Source organism: Micromonospora cathayae, assembly GCF_028993575.1.
GTDB classification, from domain to species: Bacteria; Actinomycetota; Actinomycetes; order Mycobacteriales; family Micromonosporaceae; genus Micromonospora; species Micromonospora cathayae.
The window spans coordinates 2042024-2061560 of the sequence record NZ_CP118615.1; the positions used below are offsets into that span (position 1 = coordinate 2042024).

At 73.6% G+C, this 19537-nt stretch carries 18 protein-coding genes, 1 tRNA gene and 1 pseudogene; 6 read left to right on the forward strand and 14 right to left on the reverse strand.

The genetic code is table 11. The annotated features are described in order from the left end of the window. Positions 1–417 precede the first annotated feature (417 nt). The 8 genes from PVK37_RS09435 to PVK37_RS09470 form a co-directional block, all read right to left on the reverse strand. Entirely contained in the window at positions 418–1017 is a 600-nt protein-coding gene (locus tag PVK37_RS09435; protein WP_275033427.1) for a nucleotidyltransferase family protein, read from the reverse strand. After that, complete coding sequence (locus tag PVK37_RS09440; protein WP_275033428.1) at positions 1014–2006, reverse strand: XdhC family protein; 993 nt, start codon at positions 2004–2006, stop codon at positions 1014–1016. The genes PVK37_RS09435 and PVK37_RS09440 overlap by 4 nt, the downstream gene beginning before the upstream one ends. Further along, on the reverse strand, positions 1996–4119 hold the full coding sequence (locus tag PVK37_RS09445) for a xanthine dehydrogenase family protein molybdopterin-binding subunit (protein WP_275033429.1): 2124 nt from the start codon (positions 4117–4119) through the stop codon (positions 1996–1998). Before PVK37_RS09445 ends, PVK37_RS09440 begins: the two co-directional genes overlap by 11 nt. Continuing rightward, complete coding sequence (locus PVK37_RS09450) at positions 4116–5135, reverse strand: FAD binding domain-containing protein (protein WP_275033430.1); 1020 nt, start codon at positions 5133–5135, stop codon at positions 4116–4118. Before PVK37_RS09450 ends, PVK37_RS09445 begins: the two co-directional genes overlap by 4 nt. Next, a complete protein-coding gene (locus tag PVK37_RS09455) occupies positions 5132–5671 on the reverse strand; it encodes a (2Fe-2S)-binding protein (RefSeq protein ID WP_275033431.1) in 540 nt (179 codons plus the stop codon). The genes PVK37_RS09450 and PVK37_RS09455 overlap by 4 nt, the downstream gene beginning before the upstream one ends. Before the next feature lie 220 nt (positions 5672–5891). Then, positions 5892–6515, reverse strand: a complete 624-nt coding sequence (locus PVK37_RS09460; RefSeq protein ID WP_275033432.1) for a class I SAM-dependent methyltransferase — start codon at positions 6513–6515, stop codon at positions 5892–5894. Beyond that, positions 6512–7516, reverse strand: a complete 1005-nt coding sequence (locus PVK37_RS09465; protein ID WP_275033433.1) for an alpha/beta hydrolase — start codon at positions 7514–7516, stop codon at positions 6512–6514. Before PVK37_RS09465 ends, PVK37_RS09460 begins: the two co-directional genes overlap by 4 nt. 44 nt (positions 7517–7560) lie before the next feature. Then, on the reverse strand, positions 7561–7866 hold the full coding sequence (locus tag PVK37_RS09470; protein WP_275033434.1) for a putative quinol monooxygenase: 306 nt from the start codon (positions 7864–7866) through the stop codon (positions 7561–7563). A 325-nt stretch (positions 7867–8191) separates the two neighbouring features. On the opposite strand from PVK37_RS09470, the gene PVK37_RS09475 reads away from it, so the two are divergent. Then, entirely contained in the window at positions 8192–8794 is a 603-nt protein-coding gene (locus tag PVK37_RS09475) for a ferritin-like domain-containing protein (protein ID WP_275033435.1), read from the forward strand. Here the strand turns inward: PVK37_RS09475 and PVK37_RS09480 are convergent. From PVK37_RS09480 to PVK37_RS09490, 3 genes are all read right to left on the reverse strand, one after another. Next, a complete protein-coding gene (locus PVK37_RS09480) occupies positions 8730–11495 on the reverse strand; it encodes an ATP-binding protein (protein WP_275033436.1) in 2766 nt (921 codons plus the stop codon). The genes PVK37_RS09475 and PVK37_RS09480 overlap by 65 nt on opposite strands. Before the next feature lie 163 nt (positions 11496–11658). Then, positions 11659–12573, reverse strand: a complete 915-nt coding sequence (locus tag PVK37_RS09485; protein ID WP_275033438.1) for an AraC family transcriptional regulator — start codon at positions 12571–12573, stop codon at positions 11659–11661. Between the two features lie 126 nt (positions 12574–12699). After that, complete coding sequence (locus PVK37_RS09490) at positions 12700–13461, reverse strand: SDR family NAD(P)-dependent oxidoreductase (protein WP_275033439.1); 762 nt, start codon at positions 13459–13461, stop codon at positions 12700–12702. A 314-nt stretch (positions 13462–13775) separates the two neighbouring features. Between PVK37_RS09490 and PVK37_RS09495 the strand changes: the two genes are divergently transcribed. Further along, a complete protein-coding gene (locus PVK37_RS09495) occupies positions 13776–14120 on the forward strand; it encodes a hypothetical protein (RefSeq protein ID WP_275033446.1) in 345 nt (114 codons plus the stop codon). A 117-nt stretch (positions 14121–14237) separates the two neighbouring features. Here the strand turns inward: PVK37_RS09495 and PVK37_RS09500 are convergent, their stop codons facing one another. Genes PVK37_RS09500 through PVK37_RS09510 form a run of 3 tightly spaced genes read right to left on the reverse strand, consistent with a single transcriptional unit; the run spans position 14238 to position 16127 of the window. Further along, positions 14238–14765, reverse strand: coding sequence for a sigma-70 family RNA polymerase sigma factor (locus PVK37_RS09500; RefSeq protein WP_275033447.1), 528 nt, complete (start codon positions 14763–14765; stop codon positions 14238–14240). 10 nt (positions 14766–14775) lie between these two features. Further along, a complete protein-coding gene (locus PVK37_RS09505) occupies positions 14776–15597 on the reverse strand; it encodes a hypothetical protein (protein WP_275033448.1) in 822 nt (273 codons plus the stop codon). After that, positions 15594–16127 (reverse strand): SigE family RNA polymerase sigma factor, encoded by a 534-nt coding sequence (locus PVK37_RS09510; RefSeq protein ID WP_275033450.1) that lies wholly within the window; start codon positions 16125–16127, stop codon positions 15594–15596. Before PVK37_RS09510 ends, PVK37_RS09505 begins: the two co-directional genes overlap by 4 nt. A 145-nt stretch (positions 16128–16272) precedes the next feature. Here PVK37_RS09510 and PVK37_RS09515 point away from each other — a divergent pair, with 145 nt between their 5' ends. The 4 genes and pseudogenes from PVK37_RS09515 to PVK37_RS09530 all read left to right on the forward strand — a co-directional run bounded on the left by PVK37_RS09515 (position 16273) and on the right by PVK37_RS09530 (position 18946). After that, complete coding sequence (locus PVK37_RS09515; RefSeq protein WP_275033452.1) at positions 16273–16449, forward strand: hypothetical protein; 177 nt, start codon at positions 16273–16275, stop codon at positions 16447–16449. A gap of 87 nt (positions 16450–16536) precedes the next feature. Next, positions 16537–16725 (forward strand): annotated as a pseudogene (locus PVK37_RS31835) (fibronectin type III-like domain-contianing protein); the annotation flags it as partial. Positions 16726–16993: 268 nt separating this feature from the next. Beyond that, the gene (locus PVK37_RS09525; RefSeq protein WP_275035348.1) at positions 16994–17992 is read left to right on the forward strand and encodes a hypothetical protein; all 999 of its coding nucleotides are present in this window, start codon (positions 16994–16996) and stop codon (positions 17990–17992) included. A gap of 878 nt (positions 17993–18870) precedes the next feature. Then, positions 18871–18946: transfer RNA gene (locus tag PVK37_RS09530), tRNA-Arg, on the forward strand. The last annotated feature ends 591 nt before the right edge of the window (positions 18947–19537 follow it).

Genomic DNA, 19537 nt, shown 5'->3' on the forward strand with positions numbered 1-19537 from the left:
ATGACCTCGTGCAGCGGATCGCCGGACGTGACCGGGCGTGGGTGACGGCCATCGCCGTTCGTCGGGCTGCCGAGCGGCTCCGCGTGCTCGATGGCCGCCCTCCGCTCTTCGCCACCGCACACGACGAGTTCCGCGGTCGCGAAACTGACAGCCGTGGTCGAGTCGCCGACCCTGCATTGGGCCGACCTGTGGTTTCCTGTCGATCAGCCCAACGGCAGCGCAACCGTCTGGCCCTCCCGGTCGGGCATCGCATCTTGGTCGACCGCTGTCTTACCTGGAGCCTCACCCTCATCGATCCCCGGGCTCGCCGCGCCGGCCCTGATCTGCAAGATCGGCCTCGAAAAGGCTCCGCGCTCTCGGAGAGAGAGCCACAGCCCTGACCGGCCACGGTACGGCTGACGGGTAGCGAGGCACGGATCACCGGGATGACGTCCGGGAGGACCCCGGCACCGGTCCTCGTACGTCGATGTCGTAGCCGGCGGCCACGTCCCCGCATTCGACCAGAGTCACCTGGGCGGCATGCCGGCGCAGGTAGGCGCGTGCGCCCCGGTCGCCCCGCGCGGCTGCGGCGGCCTCCGCCCAGTGGTCGCGGCCGAACAGCACGGGATGGCCGGGCTCGCCGTCGTAGCAGGCCCGGGCCAGGCAGCCGGGGTGTGCGTGGGCCAGCAGCCGGGCCACCGCCGTAGCGGAGACCCCTGGCATGTCGACCAGGTGCACGCACAGCGCCGAGATCCCGGGCAGGCCGGCGGCCGTACCGATGCCGAGCCGCAGCGACGAGGCCATCCCCTCGGCCCAGTGCGGGTTGTCGACGACGTGGACGTCGGTCAGGTCGACGGCCGCCCGGGTCCGGCGGGCCCCGGCACCGAGCACCACGACGACCGGGTCGCAGCCGCCGTCGCGGAGCACGCGGAGCGCCCGGCCGAGGAAGACGGGTGCCTTCGGGCCACCGTAGCGACGGCCCGACCCGGCGGCCAGGATCAGTCCGGCGACCCGGTGTGCCCGGTGGTCCGGCGTCATCCCGAAAGACCGGCGGTGAATGCCGGGGTACCGCCGACCGGGAGCCGCGAGTCGCGCAACCGGCCCCCGTCCCGGCCGTTCGCCACCGCGACGACCTCGGCGAGGATGGAGAGGGCCGCCTCGGCGAGCGACCTGCCGCCGAGGTCCAGACCGGCGGGTCCGGCCAGCCGGTCCAGGCCCGGTGTCCCGGCCAGGCGGCGCAGCCGCTGCGCGTGGGTGGCCCGGCTACCGAGCGCCGCCACGTGTCCCGCGCCGCCGGCCAGCGCCGCGCGGACTGCCCGGTCGTCGATGCGGGGGTCGTGGCTCAACGCCACCACGGCGTCTCCCGGGCCGAGCGGATGGCGGGCCAGCCACTCGTCCGGCCAGGCCCGCACCAACCCGGCAGTGGTCGGCACCGCCCCGGCGCCGACGTGACCGGGACGGGGATCGACCACCGACACCGCCAGGTCCACCGACTCCGCCAGCGTCGCCAGCGTCGCGGCCAGGTCGGTCGCCCCGACGAGCACCAGCCGTCGCCGGCGGGGCAGTTCCTCGACGTACGCCGGGTGGTCGGCGTGCAGCCGGTCCACGGTCGGGGCCACCGTCCACCGGTACGGCGGTCGCAGGCCGACACCCACCGCGAGCGGCCGGTCCCGCCGTAACCCCACGCTGATCGCCCGGTGGACCGCCGAGGGCGGTGCCGGCACGACCAGCACCTCCAGGGTGGCGGTGCAGGCGGGCGTCGCCTCCCAGGGCAGCAGGGACTCGCCCGGTGTCACCGGTAGCAGGTGCGGTTCCGCACCGGCGAGGACGGCGCGGGCGGCGTCCACCACGACCGCCTCCACGCAACCCCCGGATACCGAGCCGCGCCACGTGCCGTCCGCCGCGACGGCCATCGTCGACCCCAATGGTCGTGCTCCCGGACCGTCCCGCGTCACCAGCCGGGCGAGGGCGACGGAGCGTCCCGCCCGGCGGTGGGCGTCGACGAACGGCCAGACCTCACGCAACATGGGGATCGTCGACAGTCGTGTCGTCCGGCTCCAACACCCGGTCCAGCCGGATCGGGAGGGTCCGCTGCCGGGTGCCGGTGGCGTGCCAGACGGCGTTGGCGATCGCCGCCGCGGTGCCGGCGGTGCCGATCTCGCCGAGACCGTTGAACCCGGACGGATCCTGGGGTTCGTAGTCCGGTACGAAGTCGGCCTCGATCTCGGGCACGTCGGCGTGTGACGCGATGTGGTAGCCGGCGAGGTCGGCGTTGGCCTGCCGCCCGGTGCGGGGATCCCGCACGCTCTCCTCGTGCAGGGCCATGGACAGCCCCATGATCATCCCACCGACCAGCTGGCCGCGGGCCAGCAGCGGGTTGATCACCCGGCCCACGGCGAACATGCCGAGCAGCCGGCGTACCCGCACCTCGCCGGTCGCCGGGTCGACGGTGACCTCCGCGAAGACCGCGCTGAAGGTCTGCCGTTCCCGCTGCGGCCGGTAGTCGATCAGGGCGGTGGTGTCCGCCGTGGCGGTCACCGGCCGGTCCGGTCCGTCCAGCTTCTCCCGCAGCTTCCCGGCGGCCTCGACGATGGCGAACGACCAGGACGTTGTCCCCCGGGAGCCGCCCGCTCCCCAGGCCATGCCGAGGTCGCTGTCACCGATGCGGATCCGGACCTGCTCCGGGCCGACCCCGAGCGCGTCGGCAGCGACCGCGGTCAGCGCGGTACGGGCACCCGTACCGATGTCACTCGCGCCGACCGCCACCGTGAACGTCCCGTCCGCCTCGGCGGTGATCGAGGCCGTCGACGGAAACACCCCGGCGCTGAACGAGGTGGTGGCCAGGCCGGTGCCGACCAGCAGCGGACCCTCCCGCCGGGACCGGGGACGCCGGTCCCGCGCCGCCCAGCCGAACCGGCGGGCTCCCTCCCGCAGGCAGGAGACCAGGCGACGGCTGCTGAACGGCAGCCCCGACACCGGGCCGACGGTGGGCTGGTTGCGCAGCCGCAGCTCCAACGGGTCCAGGCCGAGTCGCTCGGCCACCTCGTCGACCGCCGACTCCAGGGCGAACGATCCGGGCGTCGCGCCCGGTCCGCGCATCGAGGCCGGCGGCAGGATGTCCAGCGGTACGGCGGTGAGCTGGGTACGGATCGCCGGTGCCGCGTACAGGATCTTGGCCTGTTCGGTGCACCACTCGATGTACTCGGCCAACGGCGAGAGGGCGTACGCGGGACGGTGGTGGATGGCGCGCAGCCGGCCGTCGGCGTCCGCGCCGATCCGTACCAACTGGTCGGTCGGGGGACGCGACGCGGTCGCCTCGAAGACCTGTGCCCGGGTCAGCACGATCCGCACCGGACGCCCGTACCGGGCGCTGGCCATCGACCCGAGGATCACCTGCGGACCGCACGCGCCCTTGCCGCCGAAACCGCCGCCGACGTGCTCGGAGCGGACGTGCACCCGTTCCCGGTCCATGGACCACAGCGCGGCCAGGACCTCGGACACGCTGAACGCGCCCTGGTTGGAGTCCACGGCGTACAGGTCACCCTCGTGCCACCACACGGTCGCGGCGTGCGGTTCCAGGGCGGTGTGGCTCTCCTCGGGGGTGCGGTACCGCTCCTCGACCACCACGGTGGACGCGGCCAGCTCCGCGTCCAGGTCGCCGGTGTCCGCCTCCGGGCCGAACGCGGTCGACCCCGGACGGGCGGCCGGATGCTCCAGCCGGAAGTCCAGGTCGTGCGGCTCGACGTGGTAGCTCAACCGAAGCGCTGCTGCCGCCGCCCTGGCCTGCTCGGACGTCTCGGCCACCACCAGCGCCACCGGCCGGCCCGCGTACGGGACCACGTCGTCCTGCAACAGTTGCAGGCTGCCGTCCGGACCGAAGTAGTTGCCGGCCGCGGGGTTGAGCCGGGGCGCGTTGCGGTGGTCGAGCACCCCCAGCACCCCGGGCAGAGCGAGCGCGGTCGTGGCGTCGATGTCGCGAATCCGGCCCCGGGAGACACTGGCGGTCACCAGCCAGCCGTGGGCCAGGTCCGGTACCGGTACGTCGGCGGCGTAGCGGGCGGTGCCGGTGACCTTGAGCGGGCCCTCGATCCGGGGACGCGGGGCACCGACCGCACCGGGGGCGGGCGTGGGCGTGCTCATCGGGTCCGCTCCCTTCCGGCGGGTCCGCCGGGCACGGCCGCCGCGAGGTCGCCGAGCACGGCCACCACGAGGTTGCGGGCCAGGGTCACCTTGTACGCGTTGTCGCGCAGCGGCTCGGCGGCGCTCAGGGCCAGGTCGGCGGCGGCCCGGAACCGGTCGGCGGTGGGCCGGGCACCGTGCAGCGCCGCCTCGGCGGCCCCGGCCCGCCAGGGCCGCGACGCCACGCCGCCGAGGGCGATCCGCACGTCGTGCAGCACCCCGTCGCGCAGGTCGAGGGCGGCGGCGACGGAGACGGTCGCGAAGGCGTACGACGCGCGTTCGCGGACCTTGCGGTAGCGCGACCGCAGGCGGCCGGCGGACCCGGGCAGGACGACTTCGGTGACCAGCGCGCCGGTCGGCAACGCGGTCTCCCGGTCCGGGCGGTCACCGACCGGCAGGTAGAACCGCGACAGCGGGATCTCCCCGGCGCCGTCGAGCGTCCGGTAGCGCACCACCGCGTCGAACGCGGCGAGCGCCACCGCCAGGTCCGACGGATGGGTGGCCGCGCAGTGCGCGGAGTGGCCGAGCACCGCGTGGTTGTGGTGCACCCCGGTGATCGCGGCGCACCCGCTGCCGGGCGCCCGTTTGTTGCACGGCGCGTCGACGTCGGCGAAGTAGCCGCACCGGGTCCGCTGCAACAGGTTGCCGCCGACGGTGGCCATGTTGCGCAGTTGGCCGGACGCGCCGGCCAGTACGGCCTGGGTCAGCGCCGGGAACCGGCGGCGCACTCCGGGGTGCGCCGCCAGGTCGCTGTTCGTCGTGGTCGCGCCGACCACCAGCCCGCCGTCGGGTGTGTCCCGGACCCCGTCGAGGGGGAGCCGCCGTACGTCGACCAGCCGGGTCGGTTCCTCCACCCCGCACTTCATCAGGTCGACGAGGTTGGTGCCCCCGCCCAGGTACCGTGCGCCGGGATCCCCGGCGACCGCGGTGAGCGCGTCCCGGACCCGGTCCGGACGCAGGTAGGCGAACTCCCTCACGACGTCACCCCCTGCCGGAGCGCGGTCTCGCGGACCGCGCGCACGATCGACGGGTACGCCCCGCAGCGGCACAGGTTGCCGCTCATCCGCTCGCGTACCTCGGCCTCGTCCAGGTCCGGTCGCCGGTCCGGTGTGTCGTCGGCGGTGACCGCGCTCGGCCAGCCGGCCGCGTACTCGGCGAGCATCCCGACCGCCGAGCAGATCTGCCCGGGGGTGCAGAAGCCGCACTGGAATCCGTCGAGGCGGACGAACGCCTCCTGGATCGGTGTCAGCCCGCCCTCGCCGGCCAGCCCCTCCACAGTGGTGATCGCCGCCTCGTCGGCGGTGACCGCGAGGACCAGGCAGGAGACCACCCGCCGGCCGTCGCGCAGCACCGTGCACGCACCGCACTGCCCGTGGTCGCACCCCTTCTTCGGCCCGGTGACGGCCAGGTCGTCCCGTAACGCGTCGAGCAGCGTCCGACGGTTGTCCACCGTCAGCCGGTGCGTCACGTCGTTGACTCGTAGCGATATCTCGCTGCGGGTGTGGTCGTTCATCGTCGTCCTCTTCCCGGCCGGAATGCAGGCGTGAAATGGCGTCCGAGATAACGAACAAAGCACTTATGGAATCAGTTCTCGAGGCGCGGCGTCTAGTTCAATGCTCGCGATTACTTGCCCGATCCTCCACAATTCCGGGAAGTGCCCCCGGGCTGCCGGCCCCGGCCGCGTCCGCGTCCGCGTCCGCGTCCACCAGCGTGGAACCTCCCGGTGCTGCCGCTCAGCGGGCCGCCAACGCGTACGGTCGCGCCGGCACCCGGGGCCGTCGGCAGAAGTAGACGAAGGCCGGTGGCAGGTTCGCCCACACCGTGCGGCCGGTCACCACCTCCTCGAACCGGTCGCCGAGCGCCCGCCGCAGCCGTCGGGCGGGCGGCGCCCAGCCGGTGAGCGAATAGGCGAACGTGGTGAACGCCCCGTCCGGGGCGAGCGCCCCGGTGACCGAGGTCAGCAGGTCGTCCTGCCGGCTCCCGGTGAACGCCGCCCACGGCAGCCCGCTGACGATGACGTCAGCCTGCCGGTGGCCCCGCTGCGCCAGCACCCGGTCGAGCTGCCGGGCGTCGGCCACGGCCACGTCGAGCCCCGGGTACCGGGCGGCCAGCAGGCCGGCGAACCGTTCGTTGACCTCGACCGCGAGGTGGTGACCGCGACCGGCGAGGCGGCGCTCGATGGCGGCCGTGAACGCGCCGGTGCCGGGGCCGAGTTCGACGACCAGGGGGTCACCGCTGCGGGGTACGGGCGCGGTGACGAGGTCGGCCAGCGGTGCGCCGCTGGGTGCGACCGCGGCGACGGTGAACGGGTCCCGGAGGAACTCCCGCAGGAACGCTGTCCGATGGTGGCCGGTCACCGCCCGGCCCCCTGCCCGGACAGTTGCGGTCGGGCCGGTGCGGTCGCCGGGGCGAGGACCCGGGCGAGCCAGTCGGTACGGGCCCGCCGGGCCTGCGCCGAGAGCCGGGCCTGCGGGTACAGCGCGTCGAACCCGTGGAAGCCGCCCGGCCAGACGTGCAGTTCGGCCTGGCCGCCGGCGGCCCAGATCCGGGTGGCGTAGCCGACGGCCTCGTCCCGGAACACCTCGGCGGTGCCGGCGTCGACGTAGGTGTCCGGCAGGCCGGACAGGTCGGCGGCGGTCGCCGGGGAGACGTGACCGGGCACCTCGTCGTCGGCCAGGTCACCGAGCACCGACCGCCAGCCGAACTCGTTCATCTCGCGCGTCCACACCCCGGGTCCCCCCGCGTACTGGCGGCTGGAGGTGGTGTCGTTGCGGTGGTCGAGCATGGGGCAGATCAACATCTGGGCGGCGATCGGCGGGCCACCGAGGTCCCGGGCCAGCAGGGCGATGCCCGCGGTGAGACCACCGCCGGCGCTGACCCCGGCGACGACCAGGCGGTCCGGGTCGACCCCTAGTTCGTCGGCGTGCCCGGCCACCCACAGCAGGCCGCGGTAACAGTCGTCGACCAGGCTCGTGCCGGTGGCCTCCGGGGCCAGCCGGTAGTCCACCGAGACCACCACGGCACCGAACCGGTCCAGCCACTCCAGGGGGATGTCGAGCTGCGAGAAGCGGTCGCCCATCACCATTCCGCCGCCGTGCATCCAGTAGACGCACGGGGCCGGGTCGGGGCGGTTCGGGCCGGTGGGGCGGAAGACGGAGAGCGGGAGGACCGTGCCGTCCGGGCCGGCGACGTCGATGTCGCGCCGGTCGACCGGCCGGCCGGCCAGCAGCGGCTCCACCGGCACCGACGAGAACCGCCGGATCTGGGGGAGCACCTCGCGGTTGAGCTCGGGTACGAGCGGCATGTCCGCCAGGAGGGCGCGCAGCTCGGGGTCGACGGGGGGACGTGCCAGGGACATGGTGGGCTCCTCGTGTCGAAGGGGATGGGGAACAGCCGGGCGGCTCAGAGGGCGGCCCTGCCGCCGACCGGCACCTCGTCGCGGTACTCCGGCTCGCCGGCGATCAGCGGCTGGAGCCGGGCCACCAGGCCCTGCGCCTCGGCGGTGGCGAAGAACCTGTGGTGGGTCTCCTCGCTGGTCCAGCCCTCGGTGACGTGCACGACGTCCGGGTCGGCGGCGGACCGGCCGACCAGGAAGACGACGCAGTCCTCGTGCGCCAGCGACGGGGACGCGAGCAGGAACCCGACCAGCTCGTCGCCCCGTCCGGGCTGGGCGGTCATGGTGGCGTGGAAGCCGTAGCTGACGGTCATCGGGCACTCTCCTCGGCGGCTGCCGCCTGATCCCGGCGGCGGCGACATCGGTTGTCGGAACCCACTTTCCGTGGCCTCCCGGCCGGCCCTCATCAGTCATCCGACTCCGGTAATCCGGGCCACCGGCGGCCGATGACCTAACCAGTCGTGGCGGATCAGGGCCGGTCACCGGCCCGGACGGGTGCGGCCGGCCCGGTTCGGCCCGGTGGGGACGGTCCGGCCCGCCCGTCCCGCCCGGCGCGGAAGGTCCGGTGCCGGCACCCCGGCCCCGGGTTAGGTCATGTGACAGATGCCGGCGCGGCGGAGCGGTCGCACCATCGATGGCGTGACGCCACCAGGACCGGACCAGCCCGTCTCGCCGCCCACCGTGCTGCGGATGCGGGAGGTCCGCGACCGTGCCCTGCTCGACCTGGACGACGGGCCGGTCACGCCGTCGAACCGGGTCGACCTGCTGGCGATCACCCGCCTGCTGAACGTGCTGCTGGCGAGCCTGGTGGTGTCGTCGTTGCAGTACGAGCAGCACGCGCTGGGCGTCCGCGCGCCCTCGGACCGGCCGCTCGCGGAGCTCCTGTTCGCCGCCGCCGACCGGGACCGGGTCGACGCGCGGCGGCTCGCGGCCCGGATCCGGCAGCTCGGGTCCGTCGGCGAGTACGACCCGCAGCACCTGACCGCCCGGTCCCGGGTCGCCTTCCGGACGTTCCCTGACGGTGACCTCGTCGGCGTCGTGACGCAGAACCTCGTCGGGGCGCGGATCCTCGTGCAGACGTTGCAGGAGGCGGTGCGCTGGGTCGGCGACGACGACCCCACCACCCGGCGGCTGCTGGAGCGGTTGCTGGAGGAGAAGGAGACGCAGGCCGACGAACTCAGCGCGCAGTCGGCTCGACGGCAGACGGCGGCAGAGCGTCCCGGAGCCCGGCCCGCGACGTGACCCCCAGCTTGGGGAAGATCCGGTACAGGTGGGCGCCGACGGTCCGGTGCGACAGGTACAGCCGCTCGGCGATCTGCTTGTTGGTCAGCCCGCCCGCCGCCAACTGGGCGATCTGGAGTTCCTGCGCGGTCAACGTGGTCAGGTCGCCCCGCTGCCGGGGGACCGGTCGGTAGCCGCTGGCGCGCAGCTCACCGGCCACCCGGGCGAGCCAGGGTTCGGCCGACATGGCGGCGAACCCGTCCCGGGCGGCGAGCAGGTGCCGTCGGGCGTCCGCCGCGGACCGGGTCCGGCGCAGCTTCTCCCCGAGCGCCAGCCGTACCCGGGACGCCTCGAACAGCCACCGTTCCGTCGCCGGGTCGGCGAGCACGGCCGCCAGCCGGGCCACCGGTTCGTCGCCGCCCAGCACGAGGGCTTCCGCGCCGGCCTGGAGCAGGGCCATCCGGGACGACAGCACCCCCACGTCCGCGTCCCGCATCGCCTGGACGTGGGCCCTGGCCTCGGCTGTCCGCCCGGTCCGTACGGCCGCCTCGACCAGGTCGAACATCACCCAGGTGCAGTGCGGCACGTAGGCGGCGAGCACGCCGGGCGGGCTCATCGCGGCGGCGTACCCGAAGGCGGCGTCGAAGTCGCCCTGTCCCGCCGCGGCCAGCGCCCGAGGGTGGTGTGCGAACAGCGCGGCGGCGGCCACGCCACGGGGCAACGCCCAGTGGGTGATCTCGTCGGCGAGCGCGTACGCCTCGTCGAACCGTCCCCGGCCGGCGGCGATGATCGCCCGGTTGTACCGGAAGTACCAGCCGAAGAACGCGAATCCGCTGGTGTCGCAGATCCGCTGACCCTCGGCGGCGAGTTCCTCGGCCTCGTCCCACCGGCCCACCAGGTAGTCGTCGAGGCACAGGTGCATCAGGGCCCCGAGGTGCCGGCGGGGCGCGCCTCCGTTCCGGCCGTGCCGGACCAGCCGCCAGGACGGCTCCCGGCAGTCGCCGAGGCGGTCGAGGTACACCGAGGCGGTACCGATCCGCATGATGCGGGTGGGGTCGGCGTCGGCGGTCAGCGTCCGCAGGACCGCGTCGACGCGCGGCAGCGCCGCCGGTCCGGTGCGTACCGGATCGGGAAAGCTGTCGCTGGCCAGGGCGAGCACGTCCGGCGGCTGCGGCCGGATCCGGCGCAGCACCGAGAAGAACGGCTCCCAGTACTCCGGGGTGCTGCCGTACCAGGACAGCAGCAGCAGGGTGTGCATGGCCTCGACCAGGGCCGGGTCGTCGGCCTGGTAGCCGTGGTCGCCGGTCTCGATGGCCCCGGCCAGCAGCCGGTGGGCGGTGCTCACGTCACCGTCGCCGTTGATCATGAGGAAGGCGGTCGCGTTGGCCGCGTGCAGCGAGCCGGCGGCGTCCGGGGCCGCCCGACGGGCATCGGTCAGCAGGATCTTGGCGTCGTCGATGGTGCCGCTGGCCTCCGCGCCGATGTACGCGGCCTCGGCGAGCCGCCGGCCCCGACCGGCGCTCGTGGTGCTCAGTTCGGCGGCGCGGACCAGGGCGGTCACCGCCGCGAACCCGTCCCCCCGGAGCATCACCCGGTGCGCGGCGTCCTCGAGAAGTTCCGCCACCGCCTCGTCCGGCCCGGTGGCGGCCGCCGCGAGGTGCCACGCGCGGCGTTCCCGGTCGTCAGGGAGAGCGCCGGCGAGGGCGACGTGGGCGGTGCGGCGCTCCTCGTGGGTGGACATCGCCACGACCGCCGACCGGATCAGCGGATGCCGGAACGCGATCCGGGCCGTCGGGTCGTCCACCCGGACCAGTTGGGCCCGCTCGGCCGGAGCGAGGTCGGCCAGGCTGGACCCGGCGGGCAGGGCGGCGCGGAGCACCCGGACGTCACCAGTGCCCTCGAAGGTGGCGAGCAGCAGCACCCGCCGGGTCGCCTCGGGCAGCCCGGTGAGCCGGGCCGCGAAGATCGCTTGCAGCCGGTCGCTGAGCGGGACCACCTCGGGCTGCGTCCCGGTGCGCTGCGCCGACCCCAGCAGCGTGGCGGGCAGCTCCATCAGCGCGAGCGGATTGCCCCGGGCGAGATCGAGCAGACGTCGCCGTATCCGGGCCGGCAGTTGCGGGTGCCGCAGGTCGACCAGGTGTCCGGCCGCCTCGTCGTCGAGCGGTTCCAGCACCTGCTCGGACAGCCCCCGCAGGTCGAGGAAGCTCACCGCGCCCGCTCGGGCCGCCACCAGCAGCCCGGCCCGGTGGCCCGCCAACCGCCGGGCCACGAAGCCGAGGACGACGGCGCTCGCCCGGTCGATCCAGTGCACGTCGTCGACCAGCAGCACGACCGGCGTGTCGGCCGCGAGTTCCGTGACCAGCAGCAGCGCGGCGTTGCACACCAGGAGGACGTCCGGGGGCGCGCCGGCACCGAAGCCGAGCGCCACCGACAGCGCCTCGCGCGGACCGGACGGGAGGCGGTCCAGCGTCGCGTGCACCGGCAGCAGCAACTGGTGTAGCCCGGAGTAGCTGACGTCGGCCTCGAACTCCGACCCGGAGGCCCGCAGCACCCGCATCCCGTCGGCGAGGGCGAGTTCCGTCACGGCAGCCAGCAGGGCGGACTTGCCGACGCCCGGTTCACCACAGATCAGCCGTGCGCCGCCGCCCTGGCGTACCCCGTCGAGGAACCCGGAGAGACGTGCCAGTTCGTCGTGCCGCCCGAACAGTTCGATACCGGCCACCCAATACCTCACGCGCGCCGTCATGGCCGGTCGGCCGCCGGCCTGTCCCGGAGCGGCTCCCGCACCACCCGGAGCCGCTCCGGGCACGCTACCCCCGGTGACCCGCCGTAGGCTCCCTCCGCCGGGCAGACGGCAGGATCGCGCAAGAGATCGCGCGTTCTGGTCAACCGCCGCGCCGGGCCGCCGGCGCGCCGGGCCGGGCGTGGCCGTGCAGGCGGACGGCGTCCCGCCGTGGCGGGCCACCGAACAGCCGGCGGTACTCGCGGCTGAACTGGGCGGGACTCTCGTAACCGACGTGGCGGCTGACGCCGGCGATGTCGCTGGGGTTGGCGGCGAGCAGCAGTCGGGCGTGTTGCAGGCGGATCTGCTTCTGGTACTGGATGGGGCTCATCGAGGTGACGGCCAGGAAGTTGCGGTGGAACGCCGAGACGCTCATACCCACCTGCTGGGCCACCTCCTCGACCCGGAAGGGCTGCGCGTAGTTGTCCCGGATCCACTGCACGGCCCGCGCGATGTGGCTGAGGCTGCTGTCCGGTAGGCCGAACTGGCGCAGCACCGCGCTCTGTCCGCCGGTGAGCAGCCGCCAGATGATCTCCCGCTTGATCAGGGGCGCGAGCATCGGAATGTCCCGGGGCTGGTCGAGCAGGCGCAGCAGGCGGACGGCGGCGTCGAGTAGCTCGGCGGAGGCGGTACTGACGACCAGACCGGCGGGCGTGCCGGGGGCCACGTCCGGTAGTTCCGCCGGGTCCGCCTGCAACAGCACCTCGGCGACGGCTGCCGGCGGCAGGGTCAGCCCGAAACCGAGCGCGGGTTCCCCGGGGGTGGCGCGGGCGAAGTACGCGGTCACCGGCAGGTCGACCGAAGCGACGAGGTACTCCCCAGCGTGGTACTCGTACAGGCGGTCGCCCAGGGCGAACCGTTTGGTCCCCTGGGCGACCAGGGCCAGCACCTTGCCGTAGGTGGTGGGGGTCGGCGGGGTGGGCCGGTCGGCGCGGAAGATCCGCACGTCGTCGATGCCCGTACTCAGATCGGGCCGGGCGTGCCGGACCAACAGGGCGCGCAACTCGTCGAGCGGCATGGACCCATTCAAGCACCGCCCCGGCCGGCACCCCACCGCCCACGGACCCGGGAGACCGTGGACGCCCCGCGACGCTCGCCGGGTCCGGGTCCGGGCCTGACCCCGAGCCCCGAGCCCGGAGCCCGATCACCTGGCCTGGTCGAGCCGGACCGCGTCAGGGCCGGCGGGGAATCGCAGCTGGCCGGTCGTGTCGTGCACGGCGCGCCACACCGTCTCGGCGACGTCGCTCTCCCGCGTGAACAGGTCCTGAGCCAGGAACTGGTCGAGGGTCCGCTTCGCGAACGGCACGTAGGCCGGTGGGACCAGCCCGTCCAGCGAGTCGCTGAGGTTGGTGTCGCCGGTCGCCCCGGCGGCGAAGTTGGTCGTCAGGCAGGTGCCGGGCTCGACGGTCTTGGCGCGTACGCCGAACTCGGCGAGTTCGAGGGCGAGCGACGCGGTGAATCCCTCGACGGCCATCTTGCTGGCCTTGTACACGGCCGAGAGCGGCATGTGCCCGAGCACGACGCTGGAGGTCACGTTGACCACGACGCCGGCACCGCGCTCACGGAACTGGGTCAGCACCGCCTGGGTGGTGGCCATGACGCCGAAGGTGTTGGTCTCGAAGATCTCCCGCACCCGGCTCATCGGGGTGCCCTCGTACACACCGATCAGCCCGATGCCGGCATTGTTGACCAGGGCGTCGAGTGGTCCCGCCGCGGCGAACGCGGCGGCGACGGAGTCGGGATCGGTGACGTCCAGCTGGAGGACGCGGAGCCGGTCGGACCTGGGCAGGATGTCCGCGCGGGGCGTACGCATGGTGGCGACGACGTGCCACCCGCGCCCGAGGAAGTACTGCGCGGTCTCCCGCCCGTAGCCGGATGAGGCACCGGTGATCAGAACCGTGTTCATGGTGGAAGGTCTCCTGTCGGTCGTCCGGACATGTGCCGGCACCACCGTGCGTGGCGGTCGGTGCGGACCACATCTGTCGGATGACTCCCGGGCCGGTGCCCAGCGGAGCGCCAGTGACCTACGTCCGGCCGGTAGCGCGGCGCGGTGTCCACGCCGGCGTCGGCCATCCGGCACCGTAGCGCCGGGTTCCACGCAGCGGACGTCGGAAACTTCATTCCCCGAGGTATCGAATTTTGTCGACTAAATCACCGGGTGTGGTGGTGGAGAAACGCAGGCATCGGGGTGAATGGTGACTTCTGTCGGACGAGGTGTCGATGACAGGAGGCTTCACCATGGGCAAGAGCATCATCCGTACCGTCACGGGCGTCACCGCTGCGGCAGGCGTCGTCGCCATGATGGCCCTGCCGGCCCACGCCGCGTCGGCCATCGGCGCGGGCCTGACCTTCTACCAGGGCACGTTCGCCACGCCGGTACTGCACGTCGCGGAGCCCGACGGCGCCTGCACGCCGTTCCCCGCCGCCGCCGACTCGCTCGCCGCCGGCGGCCCGGTCCAGCAGGTCCTCGCGTTCCGGACCGCCGACTGTTCGGGCACCGCAGTGGGCCTCGGCACCCTGCGGACCTTCTCCGCCGGGGTCTACCACTCCTTCCGGGCCAACTGACCCCGGTCGGGAGGGGCGGCCGACGGCAGCCCCTCCCGACCCGTCCCCACCGCGCAGGCCCGAGCCCGTCCCACCGCCCAGGCACCAGATCGCGAGCCGCGTCACCTGGCGGCGGTCTCAGCCCTCGGTCAGGGCGGTACGCAGCGCCCGCAGCGCGTAGTGGATCCGGGAGCGGACCGTCCCGACCGGGATGGACAGGTCGGCGGCGACCTCCTTGACCGTCCTGCCGCGGAAGTAGATCTCGTGCAGCACCTGGCGATGGGCGTCGGTGAGCTGGCTGACCGCCTGCCGTAACGCCTGCGTCGCGATCGCCGTCGCGGCGGTCTCGTCGATGGTCACGCCGTATTCGGCGGGCAGCTCGGCGGGGACTGTGACCGGTCGAGCCTGCCGCCGGCGTGCCTCGTCGATGACCAGCCGCCGGGCAACCGTGAACAGCCAGCGGCGGCTCCGGCCCGCATTGTCCTGCGGCAGCGAGTCGAGGTTGCGCCAGGCACGGACCAGGGTTTCCTGGACCAGGTCCTCGGTGGCCTGCCGGTTGCCGAGGGTGAGCCCCCAAACGAACCGGGTCAGCTGCGCACCCTGCTCGGCGAGCAGTTGACGGATTCGGGCGTCGCTGTCACGGGCCTGGCGGGCGTCAGCGGCCATGCAGGACGGATCACCGGACGCGTTCGGCGGGTACGACCAGCCGGACCCGGGCCCCCGGGGCACCCTGCGTGGCCCAGCGGCGGAGGGTCCATGTCTCCAGGTCGGACGAGGGCGGGGAGACATGCAGCTGAAGACCCGTGACAGCATCCCCCGGCACCGGGAACACCTCGACGGACCCCGCCACCAGGAAAGCCAGCGGTTGACCCGCGAGGTTGTTGACCCGGGCCGCCGGCGAACCGGGAGCGCTGAGCGCGATCACCCACGACGGCCCCGCGGCACCGTCCAGGACGACGAACAACCGCCCCGGTGGTGTGCCGAATCCGGCCGCGTCGAGCCGGACCTGCCACGTGCCGGCCCGCCCCGTGAGCACCGCCACCCGCGCCTCACCTGCGGCGTTCCGACCCTCGACGACAGCCACCTGTGTGGTGACCCCACCCGCGGCGGTACCCTGCTCCGACTCGGGGGGCAGCGCCCCGGCGTACAGCACTCGGAACGCGGTGTGCCCACCCGACCAGGCGCGTTCGATCGGCCCGACCCCCGGTGCGCTGTCGCCCGACGTACGGGTCGGCCAGCCCAGCAGCTGGGACGGCGGCACCGCGGACCTGCCGGGAGGGGCCGGGGCCGCGTCCGGGACGGCCTGCCACACCACGGTTGCGGATCCGACCGCCACCACCAGTGCCGCCGCCGCGGCGGTCACCCGCATGCGTCGACGTCGCCGCTGGGCGCCACGGCGTACGGCGGCGACGACATCCCTGGTGACCGGCGGCGCCGGCTCGGCGAACGCGACGAGCCGGTCGTGCAACTCACCCTCGAAACCGCCAGAGCCGTTCATCCCGTTCCCCCCTCGTGCGGTGCGGTCCTGACCTCCTGGCGTGCGGTCGGGGGCAGGTAGCCGCGTAACCGGCGCAGTCCGTCCGCCGTCAGGCGCTTGACGTTGCCGACGCTGCATGACATGACGACGGCCGTCGCCTCCTCGGACAGCCCCTCGTAGTGACGGAGCACCACGGCGGTCCGGGTACGCGGCGGCAACCGCCGCAGGGCCCGCCACAACAGGTCCCGGTCGTCCACGCGGTGCTGGTCATCGACGTAGGCCCGCTCGGGCACCCGGAACGTGAGCAGCTCCCGGAACCGCCGCCGGCGCACCGTGTTGAGGTACAGGTTCACCATGGTCCGGCGGACGTAGGCATCCTCGGCACCGCCCGCGACCACCCGTGTCCAGACGCGGAAACAGCGCTCCAGCGCGGCCTGCACGAGATCCTCGGCGGCGTTCCAGTCGCCCGTCATCAGGTAGGCGACGCGCACCAGCCGTCGCCACTGGGCGACGACGTACGCCTCGAACTCCGTCCCTGACCCGTGCTCCATCCAGCTCCGCCCATCGTCGTGACACGGTTCGACTCCCCTGAAGAACACGCGACGGTGTCCCCGGGTTGTGTGACCTGCTGCACACAACCGGGAGACGGGGACGACGGTTCTGTAGCACGAGTCAGGCCAGCCCCCGGGAGGAAGGATGCCGTACCCGTCACCACCGCCCACCCGGCGCATCGCGCGGACGATGTACCTCGCCAGCCTCCCGCTGCTGGTGCTCGCCCTGGCAGAATGTGCGGCGCGGCCCGATGCGCCGGCCGTCGCCACGACGGGAAGCGCGGCCCCGGCGGTCAGCGGGTTGGCGGACCAGGTCGACTGATCGAACCTGCGCGTACGCACTCCGACGGTGACCGCCGGCGACACCCTGCGCGCGTCGGTACGGGTCGCCAACCGCGGCCGACGGCCGGTGCGGGAGACCGTCCAGGCGCACGTCAGCGACACGGTGACCTGGGCGGAGCAGGAGCTGAAGGCGTACCGGCAGGTGGACCTGGCGCCCGGCGAGTCCCGGACGGTCGAGCTGACCCTGCCCGTGGTGGACTGCACGCTGGTCGACGCCGAGGGCCGGCGGGTGATCGAGCCTGGCGCGTTCGAGCTGCGGGTCGGCCGTCCTCGCGGGCCGAGGACCTGCTGCGGGCCGACTTCACGGTGGTGGCCGCGGACCGGTGACCGGCCCGGCGGCTGGTCCGGCGGCTGGTCCGGCGGCGGGTCCGGCACCGGGTGGACCGGGCCGACACCCGACACCCGGCGCCCGGCACCGGCGGGCGGACGGAATCCCGACACAGCCGTCCACAGTGGTCGTCCGGGTACCAGACTGGGGCGCGTTCGTCCGGCCGTGGGGGCCCGGGCACCACTGAGGAGACCCTGTGCTGATCATTGCCGAGGAGACGGCGACCTACCCGCCGAACGGCGCCATCCCCAACCTCGAGACCGACGGGGCGGCGTGCGAGGCGGTCATGAACAAGATTCTGCCGATGTTGCCGGTGGGCGGGAAGGAGCAGGTGTTCGGCGCGCTGATCAACTGGTCGGCCAGCACGCTGCTGCCGGAGCGCGCATTCGGCACCTGGGCAGAGGCCGTGCGGGCGGCGACCGGGTACGCGCGGGGCGACGTGGCGAGCGCCACTGACAGCCAGCGCAGTCGTGAGCAGGCCGCCGACACCGAGGAGCTGGTGAAGCTGAGCGGCGCGGTCCGCAGTACCGGCCGGACCGACGACGTCCGGATCGTCCAGCGCGACCAGAGCCGCCGGTGGGCGAACTGCGGGCTCGCCGCGTTCCACATCCGGGAGCAGTTGGCGGCGCACGGCGGCCAGCTCGTGCTGCGCGACAAGCAGACGTTCGGGCCCGGTACGGGCGGCGACCTGCACGGGCTCCTGTCCGGTCTGCCGGCCGACGCCGAGACCGTGCTGGTCTTCGACTGCCAGTTCCCCCAGGTGCACAACTTCCTGATCGAGGCACACGCGGACGGCCGCCGCTACCTCGCCCAGGGCTACCAGGGCACCTACTTCGCGCAGTGGTGGCTCGGCGCGACCGAGGGCTACTCGGGCACGCCCACCAAGGAGATCGTCGAGCTGCGCCAGCGGTACGGCGGCGGCCGTCCGGTCGGCGGGACGGACTTCGACACCCTGCTCGCCGGCCTCGCCACCGCCGTCGCCGGCGACTGGCAGCAGACCGCCACCGCGTGGCCGAAGCTGCCGTTCAACCCGGACCGGCAGGAGGTCGAGGGCATCCGGCATCGGGCCGGCGAGCCCAGTCTGCTCATCGAGGTGTACGAGGTGACCCGACCGGCGGTGGTCCGGTCGGCGTTGGGCAGCACGTCGGAGGAGTCGCTCAGCCAGCCCGCCGCCGGGCGGATCAGCGGCGACTGACCGGCAGTGTGGCCCGGTCGACCCGGCGCAACCGCCCCGATGTACGGGCGCGCACCGCAGCGAGGGCGGCCCGGGTCGCCGTGCTGCGCTGACCCGGCCTCACTGCGGCCTGTTCCTGGACGGCCCGGTCGGTGCGGACGGCGTCCAGGCGGGCACGCTGGCCGCAGCCTGCGCGGCGACCCGGGCTGGCGGACGGCTTCCTGCTCGCGCTGGTGGGCCTCGGGCCCCGGTGAGGGCGGCTGGGGGCACGCGGCTGCTCGCCGCTGGTCAGCGCCTCGTGCAGGATTCGGGCGAGGTAGCTCATCGGTGAGTGCGGGTCGGACAGCACGGGTAACGGGCCGGGCCCGGTCGACGAACGCGACCAAGTCGTCGGCGGTAGGCGCGGTCCACGCCGGCCCGAGCCTCCGCCCGATGGTGGCGGCGATCCGAGGCAGCGGCAGGCCGTAGAGCCACGTCCGCCGTCGCTGGAGGCCCGTGCGAGCCCGCACGCCCACTCCGTCCACGCCGGACGTGCGGGGTGCCCCGGCCTGGAGGGTCAGAGCGGCCGGGGCCGGACACACGACGGCGGCCGGGACGGTACAGCACCGATACGACCGGTCCCGGCGGGCCGGAGGCTAACCCGAAGCGGTGCGGCGGGCCACTTCACCGGCCCCGGATGATGTGCGCGACGTGTGCTCGCCGGCCGGTGCCAACCCGGGTGAACCGGTGCCGAGGAGGGCCATCGTGGGTGGCCGGTGGTCGCAGACGGGGTTGCTGTGCTCGGCGTGTGCTCTGGGCTGCGGGAACACGGTTGCCGGTGGGGTGGGGGAGCGCGGGTCGACGGGGGCCACGCCCTGCCACCCCGGGTGAACGCCCAGGTCGCTAGACTGGGCACTCGCGCCCTCGTAGCTCAGGGGATAGAGCATCGGTTTCCTAAACCGTGTGTCGCAGGTTCGAATCCTGCCGGGGGCACCAACGTGATGGCTTGAGCAGCCGTAGCGCGGCAATCTCATCGATTTTCGTCGGTGTCGAATCGTCCCCCGACAACCCTGCGGTGACCCCGTGGGGGCTATCAGGTCGCAGCAGGTGCCGTTGTGGGGAGCGTCATCACGGCATGGCGCGGATAGCCGTGGATTTCGACGACGAGCCGCGGATGCTTGTCGAGCTGTTGCACGGGCACGCCGGCCGCCGACTACCGCTGGTGCCTGAATGGCTTGTCTGCCAGGGGTTACGCTCGTGCTGCAAGCAAGTCTCGGTTGGTAGGACCTCCTCAGGATCTGGGCTTTGGGCCGGGTGAGTTCCGGGCGCAGGTGAACCTCTGCCGGGGTGTTCGAACGGTCGACTGATCTTTCAGCGGTCGCGTCCGAGCGTGGGTAGACCGCCGCGAACGATCTGCGGGCGGGGCGGTGGTGGCCGCGTAGTGGTTCGTGGCGCTGGGGTGGCAGTCGACGGTCGAGTGCGCCGGAGTTCCCTCAGTGCTTGGGCGTCCTGCATCCGGCGGAGGTACCTGATGTCGCGCTCGACGTGCGGGCGGCCCTTCAGGCTGAGGAACCGCGTCAGGCCAGC